The sequence below is a fragment of the Sedimenticola hydrogenitrophicus genome (assembly GCF_025175675.1).
In the GTDB taxonomy this organism is placed as follows: Bacteria; Pseudomonadota; Gammaproteobacteria; order Chromatiales; family Chromatiaceae; genus Sedimenticola; species Sedimenticola hydrogenitrophicus.
In genome coordinates this window covers 23440-40729 of sequence record NZ_JANIOA010000014.1, presented here as the reverse complement: position 1 = coordinate 40729, position 17290 = coordinate 23440, and the positions used below count along the sequence as shown (strand labels likewise).

Annotated in this window: 15 protein-coding genes and 1 pseudogene; 11 read left to right on the top strand and 5 right to left on the bottom strand. The window is 62.6% G+C overall.

From position 1 onward, the window contains the following. Positions 1 to 22: 22 nt before the first annotated feature. From rplU to proB, 4 genes are all read left to right on the top strand, one after another. Positions 23 to 337, top strand: coding sequence for a 50S ribosomal protein L21 (gene rplU / locus NPX02_RS09515; RefSeq protein ID WP_260293306.1), 315 nt, complete (start codon positions 23 to 25; stop codon positions 335 to 337). A gap of 16 nt (positions 338 to 353) precedes the next feature. Beyond that, a complete protein-coding gene (rpmA, locus tag NPX02_RS09510) occupies positions 354 to 611 on the top strand; it encodes a 50S ribosomal protein L27 (protein WP_260293305.1) in 258 nt (85 codons plus the stop codon). Between the two features lie 92 nt (positions 612 to 703). After that, the gene (gene cgtA / locus NPX02_RS09505; protein ID WP_260293304.1) at positions 704 to 1780 is read left to right on the top strand and encodes an Obg family GTPase CgtA; all 1077 of its coding nucleotides are present in this window, start codon (positions 704 to 706) and stop codon (positions 1778 to 1780) included. A gap of 11 nt (positions 1781 to 1791) precedes the next feature. After that, positions 1792 to 2919, top strand: a complete 1128-nt coding sequence (gene proB / locus NPX02_RS09500) for a glutamate 5-kinase (protein ID WP_335342546.1) — start codon at positions 1792 to 1794, stop codon at positions 2917 to 2919. Positions 2920 to 3406: 487 nt separating this feature from the next. Here proB and rpsT read toward each other — a convergent pair whose 3' ends face one another. Beyond that, positions 3407 to 3667 carry a 30S ribosomal protein S20 gene (rpsT, locus tag NPX02_RS09495; protein WP_260293365.1) on the bottom strand — a complete coding sequence of 87 codons (261 nt, stop codon included), beginning with the start codon at positions 3665 to 3667 and terminating at the stop codon, positions 3407 to 3409. A 438-nt stretch (positions 3668 to 4105) separates the two neighbouring features. Between rpsT and murJ the strand changes: the two genes are divergently transcribed. The 4 genes from murJ to lspA all read left to right on the top strand — a co-directional run bounded on the left by murJ (position 4106) and on the right by lspA (position 10130). Then, complete coding sequence (gene murJ, locus NPX02_RS09490) at positions 4106 to 5635, top strand: murein biosynthesis integral membrane protein MurJ (RefSeq protein WP_260293303.1); 1530 nt, start codon at positions 4106 to 4108, stop codon at positions 5633 to 5635. An 88-nt stretch (positions 5636 to 5723) separates the two neighbouring features. Beyond that, a complete protein-coding gene (gene ribF / locus NPX02_RS09485) occupies positions 5724 to 6659 on the top strand; it encodes a bifunctional riboflavin kinase/FAD synthetase (protein ID WP_260293302.1) in 936 nt (311 codons plus the stop codon). 126 nt (positions 6660 to 6785) lie between these two features. Further along, positions 6786 to 9614 (top strand): isoleucine--tRNA ligase, encoded by a 2829-nt coding sequence (gene ileS, locus NPX02_RS09480; protein ID WP_260293301.1) that lies wholly within the window; start codon positions 6786 to 6788, stop codon positions 9612 to 9614. Between the two features lie 51 nt (positions 9615 to 9665). Further along, positions 9666 to 10130, top strand: a complete 465-nt coding sequence (gene lspA, locus NPX02_RS09475; RefSeq protein WP_260293300.1) for a signal peptidase II — start codon at positions 9666 to 9668, stop codon at positions 10128 to 10130. A gap of 419 nt (positions 10131 to 10549) precedes the next feature. Here lspA and ampD read toward each other — a convergent pair whose 3' ends face one another. The 4 genes and pseudogenes from ampD to NPX02_RS21610 form a co-directional block, all read right to left on the bottom strand. Beyond that, complete coding sequence (gene ampD, locus NPX02_RS09470) at positions 10550 to 11134, bottom strand: 1,6-anhydro-N-acetylmuramyl-L-alanine amidase AmpD (protein WP_260293299.1); 585 nt, start codon at positions 11132 to 11134, stop codon at positions 10550 to 10552. Next, a complete protein-coding gene (locus tag NPX02_RS09465) occupies positions 11131 to 11529 on the bottom strand; it encodes a CBS domain-containing protein (RefSeq protein WP_260293298.1) in 399 nt (132 codons plus the stop codon). The genes ampD and NPX02_RS09465 overlap by 4 nt, the downstream gene beginning before the upstream one ends. After that, the gene (locus NPX02_RS09460) at positions 11526 to 11876 is read right to left on the bottom strand and encodes a P-II family nitrogen regulator (RefSeq protein WP_260293297.1); all 351 of its coding nucleotides are present in this window, start codon (positions 11874 to 11876) and stop codon (positions 11526 to 11528) included. Before NPX02_RS09460 ends, NPX02_RS09465 begins: the two co-directional genes overlap by 4 nt. 2 nt (positions 11877 to 11878) lie before the next feature. Further along, a pseudogene (locus NPX02_RS21610) lies at positions 11879 to 13416 on the bottom strand (DUF1538 domain-containing protein). Positions 13417 to 13685: 269 nt separating this feature from the next. Here NPX02_RS21610 and NPX02_RS09445 point away from each other — a divergent pair. The 3 genes from NPX02_RS09445 to nadC all read left to right on the top strand — a co-directional run bounded on the left by NPX02_RS09445 (position 13686) and on the right by nadC (position 17281). Further along, positions 13686 to 15956: a DUF1631 domain-containing protein gene (locus tag NPX02_RS09445; protein ID WP_260293294.1), complete on the top strand. Its 2271-nt coding sequence runs from the start codon at positions 13686 to 13688 to the stop codon at positions 15954 to 15956. A 139-nt stretch (positions 15957 to 16095) separates the two neighbouring features. After that, positions 16096 to 16440 (top strand): FKBP-type peptidyl-prolyl cis-trans isomerase, encoded by a 345-nt coding sequence (locus NPX02_RS09440; protein WP_260293293.1) that lies wholly within the window; start codon positions 16096 to 16098, stop codon positions 16438 to 16440. Further along, on the top strand, positions 16397 to 17281 hold the full coding sequence (gene nadC, locus NPX02_RS09435) for a carboxylating nicotinate-nucleotide diphosphorylase (RefSeq protein WP_260293292.1): 885 nt from the start codon (positions 16397 to 16399) through the stop codon (positions 17279 to 17281). The genes NPX02_RS09440 and nadC overlap by 44 nt, the downstream gene beginning before the upstream one ends. The last annotated feature ends 9 nt before the right edge of the window (positions 17282 to 17290 follow it).

Below are 17290 nucleotides of genomic sequence, written 5' to 3'. Positions count from 1 at the left end.
CAGATTTTTGCGGAGATTTGGTATGTATGCCGTAATTCAGACCGGGGGTAAGCAGTACCGGGTTTCCGAGGGCGATACAGTAAGAGTCGAAAAGCTGGGTGCTGAAGAAGGCGCTTCGCTCGACCTTGATAAGGTCCTGATGGTCGCCGACGGCGAAGATATTAAGATTGGCACACCCTATGTGGACGGTGGCAAGGTCACCGTGACGGTCAAATCCCATGGGCGGGCCAAGAAAGTGACGATCCTGAAGTTCAAGCGGCGCAAGCATCACCTGAAGCGCCAGGGACATCGTCAGTGGTACACAGAACTCGAGATTACCGGAATCAGCGCTGGCTGAGGGGCAGGGTTAGGCAATGGCACATAAAAAAGCAGGCGGTAGTACACGTAACGGCCGCGATTCTGAGTCAAAACGTCTGGGCGTGAAGGTTTTCGGCGGCCAGGTCATCAATGCCGGCGGCATCATCATCCGTCAGCGTGGTACGGCAGTACATAACGGCGTGAATGTCGGTTGCGGCCGGGACCATACGCTGTTCGCCAAGGTGGACGGCGTGGTGAAGTTTGAGATCAAGGGCCCGAAAAATCGTCGCTATGTCAGCGTGATTCCGGCCTGATCGCGCCACCGCTTTACAACGACAAAAGGCCTCGTCTTATGACGGGGCTTTTTACGTTATGACGATCTATTTTAGCAGTCACGGGCACGCCCATGAAATTTGTTGATGAAGCCACAATTCGCGTAGAAGCCGGAAAGGGGGGCAACGGTGCCGTCAGTTTCCGGCGCGAGAAATACATCCCCCGAGGTGGTCCGGACGGCGGAGACGGCGGTGACGGCGGCAGTGTCTATCTGGTGGCTGACTCCGGATTGAATACGCTGGTGGACTTCCGGCACCAGCGGCGTCATCGGGCGCAGAGCGGTCAGCAGGGGATGGGGAGGAACTGTACCGGGCGCAGTGCCGAGGACCTCTATATCAAGGTGCCGGTAGGGACCCGGGTGACCGACCTGGAGACCGAGGAGCTGATCGGCGAGCTGTTGACCAATGGCCAGCAGCTGCTGGTCGCCAAGGGCGGTTTTCACGGCATCGGCAATGCCCGCTTCAAGAGCAGCACCAACCGCTCGCCACGCCAGTTCACCCCCGGATCCATGGGTGAGGAGCGGGATGTCCTGTTGGAGCTGATCCTGCTGGCGGATGTCGGCCTACTGGGCATGCCCAACGCCGGCAAGTCGAGTCTGATCAGCAAGGTGTCAAGCGCCACCCCGAAGGTGGCGGACTACCCCTTCACCACCCTGCACCCCAATCTTGGCGTGGTCAGCCTAGGCACCGGCAACAGTTTCGTGATTGCCGACATCCCCGGTGTGATCGAGGGGGCAGCCGAGGGGGCGGGACTGGGGCTGCAGTTTCTCAAGCACCTGAACCGTACCCGCCTGCTGCTGCATCTGGTGGACATGGTGCCGATGGATGAAGCGGTCTCGCCGGCGGAAGAGGTGCGGCTGATCGCCGCCGAGCTGGAGAAGTACAGCGATGACCTGTACGAGCGGGAGCGCTGGCTGGTGCTGAACAAGCTGGATCTGATGCCCGCCGATGAGTTCGCGGCAAAGCGTGCGGCGGTGCTGGCCGAGCTGGAGTGGCAGGGACCGGTCTACTCGATCTCGGCGCTGAGTGGCGAGGGCACCCGCGAACTGATGCAGGCGCTGATGATGCGCCTGAAGGCGTTGCGCGAGCTGGAGGCGCCGGCGGCGGATATCAGCGAGGAACCAGGGGGCTGGGATCCCCTGCAGGAGTAGTGGGCGGTCGTATGAAGATGTCCCGGGAAAGGTTTACCTCGGCCCATCGCTGGGTGGTCAAGATCGGCAGTGCCCTGTTGACCGCCGACGGCAAGGGCCTGGCGCGGGAGGCGCTCTCGGGCTGGGTGGAGCAGATGGCCAGCTGGGTGCTGGCCGGCAATGAGTTGATCCTGGTCTCGTCGGGGGCCGTGGCCGAAGGCATGAGCCGGATGGGCTGGACCACCCGCCCGACCACCCTGCACGAGCTGCAGGCCGCCGCCGCCATTGGCCAGATGGGGCTGGTGCGCGCCTATGAGACCTGTTTCCAGAAGCACGACCTGCACACCGCCCAGGTGTTGCTGACCCATGACGACCTGACCAACCGGCGCCGCTACCTGAATGCCCGCAGCACCCTGCGCACCCTGATTTCGCTCGGTGTGGTGCCGGTTGTGAACGAAAACGACACGGTGGCCAATCAGGAGTTGCGCTTCGGTGACAACGATACCCTGGCGGCGCTGGTGGCCAATCTGGTGGAGGCGGATCTGCTGGTGTTGTTGACCGACCAGCAGGGACTCTATGACAGCGATCCGCGCACTAATCCCGATGCGCTGCTGATCAATGAGAGCCGGGTCGACGATCCGATGTTGGACCAGGTGGCCGGCGGCAGTTCCGGCCTGCTGGGGCAGGGCGGGATGGTGACCAAGGTGCGTGCCGCCCGGCTGGCCGCGCGCTCCGGTACCGCCACCATTATTGCCCCGGGGAGAGGCGAGGCCGTGCTGACCCGGATTGCCGCCGGGGAGCCGGTCGGCACCCTGCTGCTGCCGGTGCAGGAGGCCGAGGCGGCGCGCAAGCGCTGGCTGGCCGGACACCTGCAGGTGCGTGGCCGCCTGGTGGTGGACGAGGGTGCGGTGCGGGTGCTGCGCGAATCCGGGCGCAGTCTGCTGGCGGTGGGCGTGAAGCAGGTGATCGGGGAGTTTTCCCGCGGCGAGATGGTGGTCTGTGTCGATGAGCAGGGACGGGAGGTCGCCCGCGGCCTGGTCAACTACAATTCGGCGGAGAGCGCGCGGATCAAGGGGTTCGCCTCCGGCCGTATCCAGGAGATTCTGGGTTACGTGGATGAGGAGGAGCTGATCCACCGGGACAATCTGGTGCTGGTCTGATTGCCCAGGGAGCCTGTCGGACTTAACGCGAACCCACTGCGGGGAAACCTGTTCGGGGCTGTGGCTTATCAATACCAGCCTGATATCGTCGTCACTTTTCGGGTGTAGGGTGCCGGTGAGCTTGCGAACCGCGCCATTCCATCCTCGGATCCGTTAACGGTACCTCCCTGTACCACTCCTCGAGGTAAGGCTTGAGATGCGGTTCGTTTTACTCACCGCATCCTACCCACTTATCGGTGGCTTTCGCCTGGATGCTTGCCACACGACATCAGTATTTGACAAAACAGACCATATTCGAGGTGCCCTCAGGATCGGCCAACAAGTCAGGCCAATCACTTACAGGCCGGGTGAGTCGCATCAGTAGATGAATTTTACGACTCCTCTGTGCTCTCTGTGTCTCCGTGGTGCAGGCAGGGGGGGCAAGTATCTGGCGGGCGAAAAAAAACCGGCTTTTGGCCGGTTTTTCGTGATGCACAGGCGCTACTGTTTACAGCGATTTGATCTGTGCATTCAGGCGGCTTTTATGACGGGCAGCCTTGTTCTTGTGGATAAGGCCGGTGTTTGCCGCACGGTCGATCACCGGTACCGCCTGTTTGTAAGCCTCGGTAGCCTTTTCCTTATCGCCAGTCGCCAACGCCTTCACTACGTTTTTCAGGTAGGTGCGCATGTTGCTGCGCCGCGACGCATTGTTCTGGCGATGCTGTTCGGCCTGACGCGCACGTTTGCGGGCTTGTGGTGAGTTGGCCAAGGTCTGTCTCCAAAAATTCAGTAAATTGAGTATCTCGCTAAAGAGCGCGGTATTCTGGAGGCTGGACCGCGGTTTGTCAACAGCCAATTCTCACTCCGCGGGCGCCGTCGGCGGGCGCGGCCAGCCCTATGGTTCTCGAACATCACCGGCGCAGGATGACGCTGAGTCTCGTGGGAGCTGGTTCCGCCGCGAAAGGGGCTATTTAATAGCGGTTCTTATTGCATTCGTAACTACTCACCTGGTCTGTAAGTGATTGGCCCGCCTTCGAGGATACAAGCCATCATGTGAGGCCGGCAAGGTAGGCCTATCACCCCGTGAGTAATTACTTGCATTCAGCATTGCCGGATTCTACCCGATACCTCTGAAAAAAGGGTATAAAAAGCCTATAATCCGCCCTTCGGCCGTCGGCGGCCCCCATTTCAGGTAGCACATAGACGCATGTTCAGATCACTGGCCAAGGTGGGCTCCAATACCCTGCTGTCGCGGATTCTCGGTTTTGTGCGGGATCTGGTGGTGGCGCATACCTTTGGCGCGAATGCCGGAACCGACGCATTTTTTGTCGCCTTCAAGATACCCAATTTTCTGCGTCGCCTGTTTGCCGAGGGCGCCTTCGCCGTGGCCTTTGTCCCGGTACTCACCGAATATAAGGAGCGGCGCAGTTTTGCCGAGCTGCAGCGCTTTGTCGACCATGTGGCCGGCACCCTGGGGGCGGTGCTGCTGGCGGTCACCCTGGCGGGTGTACTGGGGGCGCCGGTACTGGCGATGCTCTTTGCACCCGGTTTTATCGGCTCGGAGGGCAAGCTGGATCTGGCCGTGGACATGTTGCGGCTCACCTTCCCCTATCTGCTGTTCATCTCGCTGACCGCCTTTGCCGGGGGTATCCTCAATGCCCACGGCCGCTTCGGCATTCCCGCCTTCACCCCGGTGCTGCTGAATATCTCGCTCATCTCCTGTGCCATCTGGCTGGCGCCGCGGATGGAGCGGCCGATCATGGCGCTGGCCTGGGGGGTGTTGCTGGCCGGCATCCTGCAGCTGCTGTTCCAGTACCCGTTTCTGCGTCAGATCCGGTTGCTGCCGCGGTTTGTCTTTGCCCCGAAGGATGAGGGGGTGCGGCGCATCGGCCGGCTGATGCTGCCGGCGCTGTTCGGGGTATCGGTGACCCAGCTGAATCTGCTGCTGGATACCCTGATCGCCTCGTTTCTGGTCTCCGGCAGTATCTCCTGGCTCTATTACTCCGACCGGCTGATGGAGTTTCCCCTTGGCATACTGGGGGTGGGGCTGGCCACGGTGATCCTGCCCAATCTGTCGAAAAAACATGCCACCGAGTCACCCGAGGGCTTCTCCCAGGTGATCGACTGGGCGTTGCGCTGGGGCCTGCTGCTGGGACTGCCGGCGGCGGTCGGACTGTTTGTGCTGGCCGGCCCGATGATCGCCACCCTGTTCCAGTCGGCGCAGTTTGATGTGGCCGACGTGGCCATGTCGCGGCAGAGCCTGATGGCCTATTCCTTGGGCCTGTTGTCCTTTATCCTGATCAAGGTGCTAGCCCCTGGCTACTACTCCCGGCAGGACACCCGGACCCCGGTGCGCATCGCGGTGATCGCCATGATCACCAATATGGTATTGAATATCCTGCTGGTGTTTCCCTTGGCCCATGCCGGGCTGGCGCTCGCCACTTCGCTCTCCGCCACGCTCAATGCATTTCTGTTGTTCCGGGGATTGCGCCAGGCCGGTGTCTATCGTCCGGAGGCCGGCTGGCCGCTGCTGATTCTGCGGGCTGTCCTGGCCTCCACCATCATGGGCGCGTTGCTCTACTGGGGGGTGGGTGATCTCGCCTCCTGGTTGGGGATGACCGCCGCGGACAAGGTGTGGCGCCTGTCGCTCTGGGTCCTGGCGGGGGTAGGCAGTTACTTCGCTGTGTTGGCCCTGCAGGGCATCGGGCCGCGGCATTTCCGTGCCCATCGCTCCTGAGCGGGACAGGGGGGCGCTGCGGAAACGGGGACTTGTGATAAAACATTGCCTATAATGCAGCGCTTTGGATTCTATTGAACGGGCTAAGATGCAGGTTATCCGCGGTCTCCACAATCTGCGCGCTGAACACCGGGGCTGTGTGGCCACCATCGGTAATTTCGATGGTGTGCATCTCGGTCATCAGGCGGTGTTCCTCCATCTGCGGGAGCGGGCCGCGGCGTTCGGGCTGCCGACCACGGTGGTCACCTTTGAACCGCAGCCGATGGAGTACTTTGCCCCGGATGCCGCGCCGGCGCGTCTGACCCGGATGCGGGAAAAGCTGCAGGCCCTGAAGGATGCAGGGATCGAGCGGGTGGTGTTGCTGGAATTCGGCCGGAAGCTTGCCGCCATGTCGGCCCGACAGTTTGTCCAGGAGCTATTGGTAAGCGGGCTGGATGTGCGGTTTCTCTATGTCGGTGACGATTTCCGCTTTGGCCGCGGCCGGGTGGGCGATATCGAGCTGCTGCGCCAGACGGGCGAGGCACAGGGCTTTGAAGTGGCCAACATGAATACCTTCATGGACGGTGAGGCTCGGGTCAGCAGTACCCGCATCCGCGAGGCCCTGGCCCAGGGCGATCTGGCGCTGGCCGAGCGCAATCTGGGGCGCCCCTATAGGATCTGCGGCCGGGTGGCCCATGGCGATGCCCGCGGCCGGACTATCGGTTTTCCCACCGCCAATATCGACCTGCATCGCAGGGTGAGCCCGGTGCACGGGGTGTTCGCGGTGATGGTGCACGGGCTGGCCGAGGGGCCGCTGCCCGGGGTGGCCAACATCGGCAACCGGCCGACGGTGGCGGGGGACTCCCGCTACCTGCTGGAGGTGCACCTGTTTGATTTCGCGCGCACCATCTACGGCGAGCATGTAGAGGTGGAGTTCCGCAAACGGCTGCGGGATGAACGGCGTTTCGAGTCGTTCGAGGCGCTGCGCCGGCAGATCGTGCTGGATGCCACCCAGGCCCGGGCCTTTTTCGGGATCGATAAATAAGTGAATCGGATTTGAATCAGTGGTGTAATTGTCGCAGCAGCCTCGCACCGGAGCCATGCGGCGGCAACCATCCAAATTTGACCAGACAGATCGCACAGCTGGATCCAGCGGCGACAAGGCAATAGAGTGACTGACTACAAAAGTACCCTGAACCTCCCCAGTACCGGATTTCCCATGAAGGCCAACCTGGCCAATCGCGAGCCCGAGATGCTCAAGCGCTGGGAAGCGATGGGGCTGTATCACAAGATTCGCGAGGTCTTCGCCGGCCGGCCCAAATTCATCCTGCATGACGGCCCGCCCTATGCCAACGGCGAGATCCATATCGGGCACGCGGTCAACAAGGTGCTGAAGGACATCATTGTCAAGAGTCACAGCCTGGATGGCCTCGACTCCCCCTACGTGCCGGGCTGGGACTGCCACGGTCTGCCGATCGAACTGCAGGTGGAAAAGAAGGTCGGCAAGCCGGGTGGCAAGGTGACGGCAGCCCAGTTCCGCGTCGCCTGCCGTGAGTACGCGAACAAGCAGGTGGACAAACAGCGCACCGATTTCAAGCGCCTGGGCGTGGTGGGTGACTGGGAGAATCCCTATCTGACCATGGCCTTCCAGACCGAGGCGGACATCGTGCGGGCGCTGGGGCGCATTGTCGGGAATGGGCATGTGCACAAGGGCTCCAAGCCGGTGCACTGGTGTACCGACTGCCGCTCGGCGCTGGCCGAGGCCGAGGTGGAGTACAAGGACAAGGAGTCGTTCGCCATCGATGTGCGCTTCCAGGTACTCGATCCCGAGACCCTGATGTCAAGCTGTCACTCGATGCCTGGCGGCCATGGCGAAGGCCCGCTCTCCCTGGTGATCTGGACCACCACGCCCTGGACCCTGCCGGCCAACCAGGCGGTGGCGCTGAATCCGGGGCTGGATTATGTCGTGGTGCAGGCCAACGGGGCGCACGGCCGGGAGCGCCTGGTGGTCGCCGAGGGAATGCTCAAGGACAGCATGCTGCGCTGGGGTATCGAGGATTACAAGGTGATCGCCTACGGCCGCGGCGATGCCTTCGAAGGCCTGAAGCTGAAACACTGTTTCTATGATCGGGTGGTGCCGGTGATCCTGGGCGAGCACGTCACCCTGGATGCCGGTACCGGTGCGGTGCACACCGCCCCGGGGCACGGCCTGGATGACTATATCGTCGGCCGGCGCTACGGCCTCGAGGTGGACAACCCGGTGGGTAGTGACGGACGCTTCGTCGAGGGGACCCCGCTGTTTGCCGGCGAGCACGTGTTTGGTGCCAACGAGAAGGTGATCGAGGTGCTGAAGGCGCGCGGCGCCCTGGTGCACGAGGAGCGGCTGGCCCACAGCTACCCCCACTGCTGGCGCCACAAGACGCCGATCATCTTCCGCGCCACCCCGCAGTGGTTCATCGGCATGGAACAGCAGGGGCTGCGCCAGACCGCGCTGACGGAGATCGACAAGGTCACCTTCACCCCGGACTGGGGACGTGCCCGCATCGAGGGCATGGTGGCCGGCCGGCCCGACTGGTGCATCTCGCGGCAGCGAACCTGGGGCGTGCCGATCGCGCTGTTCGTGCACAAGGCCAGCGGCGAGCTGCATCCGGATACGGCGGAGTTGATCGAGGCGGTGGCGCAACGGATCGAAGCGGAGGGCATCGAGGCCTGGTTCGCCCTGAAGCCGGAGGAGCTGCTGGGTGAGCAGGCGCAGGATTACGAGAAGGTGCATGACACCCTGGATGTCTGGTTCGACTCCGGTGTCACCCACTTCGCGGTGCTGGAGCCGCGCGCGGAGCTGCGCTATCCGGCCGATCTCTACCTGGAGGGCTCCGACCAGCACCGCGGCTGGTTCCAGTCCTCGTTGCTCACCTCGGTGGCGATCCACAACCGGGCGCCCTATGCCGGGGTGCTGACCCACGGCTTCACCGTCGACGCCAAGGGGCACAAGATGTCCAAGTCCCTGGGCAATACCGTGAGCCCCCAGGAGGTGATGAAACAGCTGGGGGCCGATGTCATCCGCCTCTGGGTGGCGGCGACCGATTACCGCGGCGAGATGACGGTGTCCGAAGAGATCCTGAAACGGACCGCCGACGCCTATCGCCGCATCCGCAACACCTCCCGTTTCCTGCTGGCCAACCTCAGCGGCTTTGATCCGGTTCGGGACCGGGTGGCGCCGGACGAGATGGTGGAGCTGGATCGTTGGGTGGTGGATCGCGCACTGCAGTTGCAGACCGAGATCATCGAGGCCTACAAGGGCTACCAGTTCCATCTGATCATCCAGAAGATCCACAATTTCTGCGGCCCGGAGATGGGTGGGCTGTACCTGGATATCATCAAGGACCGGCAGTACACCACCCGGGCCGACAGTCGCGCCCGCCGCTCCTGCCAGACCGCCATCTATCACGTGATGGAGGCGATGGTGCGCTGGCTGGCGCCGATCCTCAGCTTCACCGCCGACGAGATCTGGCAGTACATCCCCGGCGAGCGCGGCGAGACCGTGTTTGTCGAGACCTGGTACGAGGGGCTGTTCCCGATGGAGCGGGACGCCAGCTTCGACCGTGAGTTCTGGGGCCGGGTGATCGCGATCCGTACCGCGGTGGGCAAACAGCTGGAGCAGCTGCGCGCCGGCGGGGTGATCGGTTCCTCCCTGGACGCCGAACTGGATCTCTACTGCGATGCGCAGGCGCGCGCCGATCTGGAGAAGCTGGAGGATGAGCTGCGCTTCGTGTTGATCACCTCCTATGCCCGGGTGCACGACCTGGAGGAGAAGCCGGCCGAGGCGGTGGCGACCGATCTCCCCGGTGTCCATCTGCTGGCGCGGGCCTCGGCGCACGGGAAGTGCGGCCGCTGTTGGCATCACCGCGAGGATGTGGGCAGCCATGCGGCCCATCCGACCCTGTGCGGACGCTGTGTGGAAAATGTGGACGGCACGGGCGAGACCAGGCGGATTGCCTGATTCGTGGCGCCCCGTCTCGTTCAACCCACAGCATACAATAGGGATCGGCTCATGCAGCGTTGGCTCTGGTTATCGTTAGTGATCGTGGTGCTGGACCAGATCAGCAAACAGCTGATCGAGTCCAGTCTGCTGGTCTATGAGACCATCCCGGTGCTGCCCTTTTTCAATCTGACCCTGGCCTATAACGAGGGGGCGGCGTTCAGCTTCCTCAGCGACCAGGGGGGCTGGCAGCGCTGGTTCTTTGCCCTGGTGGCGGCCGTGGTGGTGCTGATCCTGACCGTCTGGCTCGCCCGGTTGCGGCACGAGCGGCTGTTGGCGGTATCCCTCAGTCTGGTAATCGGCGGGGCGCTGGGCAACCTGCTGGACCGGCTGCTGTTCGGCCACGTCATCGATTTCCTCGACTTCTATTACCAGACCTACCACTGGCCGGCGTTCAACGTGGCGGACATCGCTATCACCCTGGGGGTGGCGCTGATGTTTGTCGATGCCTTTGTCGGGCGTAAGACCGACCCCTAGCGAGTAGGCTGGGTGGAGGAGGCACGACGTAACCCATCAACTCCTGCGAGCACTGTAGCCTGGATGAAGCCCGCCCCACGAAACCTCGACAGACACTCAACCCCGAACGGGCGGAATCCAGGGCACTCCGCCTCCGCCTCACTCCCCGGATTACGCCGCCAGCCCCAGTGCTTAACTCCCTGATTTAGCGAGTAGGATGGGTGGAGGAGGCACGACGTAACCCATCAACAGGGGTAACTACTCACCGGTCTGTAAGTGATTGGCCTGCCTTGCCGGCCTCACATGATGGCTTGTATCCTCGAATCCGGCCCCCTTTTCAGCGCCTGCCCAAACTCGCTTCGCTCAAACAAGGGCAGGCTTGATCTGAAAATGGGGCCGGATTCGAGGCGCCATCAAGATCGACCAACAAGGCAGGCCAATCACGTATATAAATCGGGTGAGTAGTTACCTTCAAACTTCACCAACAGCCGTCGCAGCCGCCCCCAGTCGAAGGCCGGTCCCGGATCGGTCTTGCGTCCCGGGGCGATGTCGCAGTGGCCGGTGATCCGCTGGTCGCTGATCGCCGGATAGTGTCGCTGGATCTCCCGGATCGTCTCCGCCAGCACCCGGTACTGGGCCTCGGTATAGGGTATGTCGTCACTCCCCTCCAGCTCAATGCCGATGGAATAGTCGTTGCAGTGCTCGCGCCCGGCGTGACAGGAGTGGCCGGCATGCCAGGCGCGCCGTTGCAGCGGCACGTACTGCACCCGTTCGCCGTCGCGGCGGATCAGCAGGTGGGCGGAGACCCGCAACTGATGGATGTCGGCAAAATAGGGGTGGGCATCCGGCGGCAGGTCATTGAGGAACAGCCGGTCGATCCAGGGACCGCCGTACTCATCGGGCGGCAGGCTGATGTTGTGGATCACCAGCAGATCCACCGCGCAGGATTCCGGGCGCTCGTCCTGGTTGGGCGAGGGGCAGTGGCGTGCCGAGTCCAGCCAGCCCGACCATCCCGTTCGGCTCATTTTTTTATACCCTTCACCACCATGTCCGAGAAACTCACCACCCCCAGCACCTCGCCCTGGCTGATCACCGGGGCGCGCGACAGGTGCAGGCGGTCGAACAGTCGGGCGCAGTAGCGGATGTCCATGTCGGGCTCGACCGAGATCACCGGCTTGGTCATTACCTCATAGATGTTGACCCGGGACGGCGGCCGATCCTTGGCCAGCACCTTGCGGGCGATATCCGAGAACATGACTATGCCGTAGGCGTCGTTCTCGTCCCGCTTGTTGACCACCAGCACCTTGGTCTCGACATGATCCATCTTGCGCAATGCCGCCTCCACCGTGTCCATGCCGTCCACGGTATCGACGTTCGCTTTCATCACATCCCTAACGCGGATGATCTCCCGGCTGTTCACAACTCGTCCTCCACGATACTGGTGAGCTGGCGGATCTGGTGACTGACTCCGACCGCGTCCTCGACATCGATCTGGAAGGCGATGCCGGTGCCCGGTTTGGCATCGAACTCGCCCTCCTCGGCAATAGTTTCGAGGATGGTCCGGCTCAGGTGCTCCTCCACCAGGAACAGCACCATGTCGCGCTGCACCTCCAGGCTCAGGCCGAAGAAGGTCTTGCTTTTCTGCAGCCCTTCGCCGCGTGCCTGGTTGATCACGGTGGAGCCGGTGGCGCCGGCATTTTTGGCGGCATCCACCACGGTATTGGTCTTGCTGTCCTCAATGAGGGCAATGATCAGTTTGAAATGCATAGTTAATCCCTCGCTCGGGTCTCTCTTGCCCGTCGGGCAAGCCATTCACTGAGTTGTGCGTAGCCCATTACACTCATAATGGGGAAAAGGCTGGCAAAGGCGATCAGTCCGAATCCGTCCAGCATGGGATTGCGCCCGGGGATGGTGCTGGAGAGGCCCAGCCCCAGGGCCGCCACCAGCGGCACGGTCACCGTGGAGGTGGTGACGCCGCCCGAGTCATAGGCCAGGGCGATGATCGCCTTCGGGCAGTACAGGGTCTGGATCAGCACCACGATGTAGCCGGCGATGATGTAGTAGTGTAGCGGCGTGCCGGTGACAATGCGGTAGGCGCCCAGGGCGATGCCGATCGCCACGCCCAGGGCCACGGCGATGCGCAGTCCCCAGGTGCCGACCGCGCCGCCGGAGACCTGGTTGGCCTTGATCGCCACCGCGATCAGCGAGGGTTCGGCAATGGTGGTGGTGAGGCCGATGGCGAAGGCGAACAGGTAGACCCAGAGGTAGTGCTGCCAATTGTTGCCGAGCTCGTTCGCGGTCTGGCTGATGCCGAGGAACTCCGGCGCCGTGAGCTGTACCGCCATCAGTTTGCCCAGCGGGAAAAGCGCGCCCTCCAGACCTTGCAGAAACAGGGCGAGGCCGAGCAGCACCAGCAGGAAACCGGTCAGCACCTGTTTCAGATGGTGTACCTGCTTGCGCAACACAAACAGCTGGAAGCCGAACAGGATGGCCGCGATCGGCAGCACGTCGGTAATGGTCGCGGCGAGGGTGCCGAAGAAATCAGACAGCCAGTTCATTACAGCAGCATGCCATAGCCCATGACGAATATCATCGGGGTGAGGGAGGCAAAGGCGATCAGGCCGAAGCCGTCGGTCATCGGGTTGCGGCCGCGGATACTGCTGGCCAGGCCGACCCCCAGCGCGGTGACCAGCGGCACGGTGATGGTGGAGGTGGTGACGCCACCGGAATCGTAGGCGATGCCGATAATCTCGGCTGGGGCAAAGGCGGTCATGATGACCACGCCGGCATAGCCGCCCATGATCAGATACTGTATCGGCCAGCCCTTGATGATGCGGATCACGCCGATGACGATGGCCAGTCCCACGGAGACGGCCACGGTCAGGCGCAGGCCGTCGGCATAGTGGCGTATCGCCGTTTCGTCTTCACTGATCATGCCGCCGAGCGCCGCCACCCGGGCGGCCTCATCCGCGATGGCGATCAGCGCCGGCTCGGCGACCGTGGTGCCAAATCCCAGGGCGAAGGCAAACAGGGTGAGCCAGAGGATGCTGCCCTTGGAGGCGAAATCATGGGCCATCGATTCGCCGATCGGGAACAGGCCCATTTTCAGTCCCTGCACAAACAGTGTCAGGCCGACCACCACCTCCACGGTTCCCAGCAGCAGCTTGCCCAGATTGGGGATCGGTTGCTGGAAGACCAGCAGTTGGAAACAGCCAATTACGACTACAATAGGTAGTAGATCGCGGATACTTTCCGCCAGCGCCTTGCCGAAGTGTTGGATGAGCCTGTTCACGCCGTAACAATACATGACGGACAATTTGAAGTTAACCAGAAATGTATTCTGTTTTGGGCGGCTTGGGGGCGGAACCGACCCGGTGGAGTGTCCGGAATGTGCGTGACCGCCGTGTTAGCTGCGAGCCAAGTCACGCTTTTGTGTGGCAATTATTTGACTTTTGGCTATTTGTGACGCCTCTCACGACAGCTGAGGCGGGCGGGGTCCAGACTCCATGCTGTAGAGGTACCCTTGCTCGGGTACCGCCGATTCTGAATGAGACACGCAGCGATTGGAATCCAGTTATGAATGCCGGGAAGATAATTTCATTTGAAGGTAAGCGTTCGGGGGAGCAGGGGGTCGTCCTCAGACCGGGTTATCATGGCACCATCAATGCGGGCCGGCAGTTGCTGGTCAAGTTTCTGCCGCAACGGATGGACGCGCTGTTCGAGCGGCTGGATGATGTGCTCTATACCCAGGCGGACAAGGCCGGGAGCGATCACAATCAGACCGCCTATTTTGAAGCCATGCGCATTCTGCGGCGCGAACGCGGGCCGATCCAGAGCAACTTCAACAAGGGCGTGCTGGGCCGCTTCGACCGATTCTGGACCCAGGGACCGTCCGCCGTCTCCAGCCGGTCACCGGATACCGGCTTCGACAGCGATCAGCTGGGCCTGGTGGAGAGCGATGAACTGGAAGAGGGGCTGGCCGTCAGCGGCATGGTCTCCAAGGGCAACAACACCTACTATCGTGATCTCTATGCCCTGGACGAGCGATTCAGCTATCTGCTGCACGGGGTGTCCATGGGCAAGGACGGCAATCCGCTCGCCCCGGCCGCGCTGTGTGCCGCGTTCGAACAATCCATCGCCACCCTGGAGGTGACGCTACCGGTCCGGCTGGTGGTCTACAAGCAGTTTGAAAAAGAGCTGATCGGTCATCTTGGTCCGTTCTATGATCAGATCAACGCTACCCTGGCCAAGGCGGGAATCCTTCCGGGTATCAAGCCAACCATGCGGCGCAATTCACCCTACCAGGGTCCGGCGACCGGGAGCACGGGCCGCGGCGCGGCTGCCGATACCCAGGACTACGCCCCGGGAGATAATCCCGAGATGCAGGCCGAGGTGTTCGCCACCCTGCAGCAGTTGCTGCTGCAGCGACGCCCGGTATCCCGCACGGCCCCCACTGGAAATGTTCATTATGTCGATTCGGTGAACCTGCTGTCGGCGCTCTCGGTGCTGCAGCATCAGGGGAATATCGCGGAAGCGGCCAACGCGTCGGTGATGGATGCCCGGAGCATGCGCACCGCGCTGCTGAAGATGCCGCAGATCGGCCAGGCGGCCTCCGGCAGGATGGCAATCGGCCGCGCGGATGAAGACACCATCGATGTCATCTCCATGCTGTTTGAGTTCATTCTCGATGATCCCGGTCTGAGTGACCCCATGCGTGCCCTGCTGGCCAGGCTGCAGATCCCGATGCTCAAGGTGGCCATCCTGGACAAGAGCTTCTTCAGCCGCAAGGAGCATCCGGCACGCCGCCTGCTCAATGTCATGGCCCAGGCAGCGATCGGCTGGACCGAGGAGTCCGGCCGCAGCGGCGACGGCCTGTATGCCCGGATTGAATCGGCGGTGAACCGAATCCTTACCAAGTTCGACGATGACCTGGCGCTGTTCGATGAGCTGTATGATCAGTTTGCCGCCTTCCTCGAGCGTGAGCAGCGCGGCGCCCATGTGGCCGAGGAGCGGGCCACTCAGGTGACCCAGGGCAAGGAGGCGCTGGTCGAGGCCAAGCGCCAGGTGGCGGATGAGATCGGCCGCTGTCTGTCCAACTACGGCGACGTGCCCGACGTGGTGCAGAACCTGGTACGGGACGGCTGGAACGATGTGCTGCTGCTAATCTATCTGCGCAAGGGGCGGGAGAGTGACGAGTGGTCGGATGCGGTGAACCTGATGGAGCGCCTGGTCTGGAGCGTGATGCCCAAACCCAGCCACAGCGAGCGTCAGGAGCTGTTGCGTTCCATTCCCGAATTGCTCAAGGGGTTGCGCGCCGGTCTCTCCGGAATCTCCTACAACCAACACAAGATGAACCGGGCCTTCAAGGGGCTGCAGGCACGTCATCTGGCCTGTCTGCGCGGCGGTCGCGCCCTGGATGAAACCCATACCCAGCAGGCGGACGAAGAGGACTATGTCGAGGAGGTCGGTGAGGTCATGGAGGAGATCGTGCTGGAATCGGCAGATGCCCACAGTGCCCCGATAGTGAGCGAGCCCGATGCCTTCGATGCCCAGGCCGCGAAGCTGGATGTGGGTACCTGGCTGGAGCTGAACGAAGAGGACGGGGCGGTGATTCGCGCCAAACTCTCCTGGCGCAGCAACATCAGTGGCAGCTGCCTGTTCGTCAATCGCCGGGGGATGAAGGTGGCGGAGGTGACGCGGCAGGGGCTGGGTGCCTGGCTGCGCAGTGGTAAAGCCGTACTGCTGCCCGAGGTCAGTGTGCCGCTGATGGATCGGGCGTTGAACTCATTGGTGGAGACCCTGAACAAGCCCGGGTCGAAAAAGCCAGGTGGTGGGAAGGAACCGTGAAAGTGAATGTGTGAGTGAATTACTGTGCCGTTACAGCCCCCGCCTCGCGGGGGTCTTTTTTGGTGCCCCGGCTCCGGCTGGTGGTAGGGTTCACCGGCGGTATACAATAGGAAAATTTATTAGACTCGAGGGCACTGTAATGACAGAAAAAATGACCGACTCCGGCCTCAAATATGATGAGCTGGTTGAAGGTGAAGGGGCGGTTGCCGCCGCGGGGCAGCGGGTGGTGGTGCACTACACCGGCTGGCTTACCGATGGCCGCAAGTTTGATTCCAGTCTCGACCGCAACGATCCGTTCTCGTTCGCCCTGGGCGCCGGGCAGGTGATCCGTGGGTGGGACGAGGGCGTGCAGGGGATGAAGATTGGCGGCAAGCGCAAACTGACCATTCCGCCCCAGTTGGGGTATGGCGCGCGCGGTGCCGGCGGGGTGATTCCTCCCAATGCGACCCTGGTGTTCGAGGTCGAGCTGCTGGAGATCGGCTGAGTTGTCCCTGCCAAGCGCGCAAGCTATTCAGGCTCAGGTGAGTCTGGCACTGGCGGAGGACCTGGGTACGGGGGACCGGACGGCGGCGCTGATCCCCGCGGATGCCCGCTCCCGGGTCAGGGTGGTCTGCCGGGAAGCGGCGGTGGTCTGTGGGGTCGCCTGGTTTGCCGAGGTGTTCCGGCAGCTGGATCCGGGGATCGTGATCGACTGGCATTGCCAGGATGGCGAGATGATCGCCGCCGACCGGCTGGTCTGTGAGCTGAACGGCAATACCCGGGCGCTGCTGAGCGGTGAGCGGACGGCGCTGAACTACCTGCAGACCCTCTCCGGCACCGCCACCCTGGCGAAGCGCTACGCGGATACGGTGGCGGGCACCGGGGTGCGGATCCTGGATACCCGCAAGACCGTGCCGGGCCTGCGGCTGCAGCAGAAGTATGCCGTCACCTGCGGTGGTTGCCACAATCACCGCATAGGCCTTTTCGACGCCGTGTTGATCAAGGAGAACCATATCAAGGCGGCCGGCTCGGTGACGGAAGCGGTCAAGGCGGCCCAGGCGCTGGCGGCGGATATCGAGATCGAAGTGGAAGTGGAGTCGCTGGCGGAGTTGGAAGAGGCGCTGGCGGCCGATGCCCGGCGCATCCTGCTGGACAACTTCCCCGTCGAGCAGTTGCGTCAGGCGGTGAAGCGGGTCGCCGGCCGGGCCCGGCTGGAGGCGTCGGGCGGCGTCAATCTGGAGTCGATTCGGGAGATCGCCGAGACCGGCGTGGATGATATTTCGGTCGGTGCCCTGACCAAGGATGTGCGGGCGGTGGATCTATCGATGCGTTTTTTTGATCCTTGACGGGGCCTT

Coding starts and splice junctions, on each gene's coding strand:
- rplU (WP_260293306.1), top strand. CDS start 23: ATGTATGCCGTAATTCAGACCGGGGGTAAGCAGTACCGGGTTTCCGAG.
- rpmA (WP_260293305.1), top strand. CDS start 354: ATGGCACATAAAAAAGCAGGCGGTAGTACACGTAACGGCCGCGATTCT.
- cgtA (WP_260293304.1), top strand. CDS start 704: ATGAAATTTGTTGATGAAGCCACAATTCGCGTAGAAGCCGGAAAGGGG.
- proB (WP_335342546.1), top strand. CDS start 1,792: ATGAAGATGTCCCGGGAAAGGTTTACCTCGGCCCATCGCTGGGTGGTC.
- murJ (WP_260293303.1), top strand. CDS start 4,106: ATGTTCAGATCACTGGCCAAGGTGGGCTCCAATACCCTGCTGTCGCGG.
- ribF (WP_260293302.1), top strand. CDS start 5,724: ATGCAGGTTATCCGCGGTCTCCACAATCTGCGCGCTGAACACCGGGGC.
- lspA (WP_260293300.1), top strand. CDS start 9,666: ATGCAGCGTTGGCTCTGGTTATCGTTAGTGATCGTGGTGCTGGACCAG.
- ampD (WP_260293299.1), bottom strand. CDS start 11,134: ATGAGCCGAACGGGATGGTCGGGCTGGCTGGACTCGGCACGCCACTGC.
- NPX02_RS09460 (WP_260293297.1), bottom strand. CDS start 11,876: ATGCATTTCAAACTGATCATTGCCCTCATTGAGGACAGCAAGACCAAT.
- NPX02_RS09445 (WP_260293294.1), top strand. CDS start 13,686: ATGAATGCCGGGAAGATAATTTCATTTGAAGGTAAGCGTTCGGGGGAG.
- NPX02_RS09440 (WP_260293293.1), top strand. CDS start 16,096: ATGACAGAAAAAATGACCGACTCCGGCCTCAAATATGATGAGCTGGTT.
- nadC (WP_260293292.1), top strand. CDS start 16,397: ATGCGACCCTGGTGTTCGAGGTCGAGCTGCTGGAGATCGGCTGAGTTG.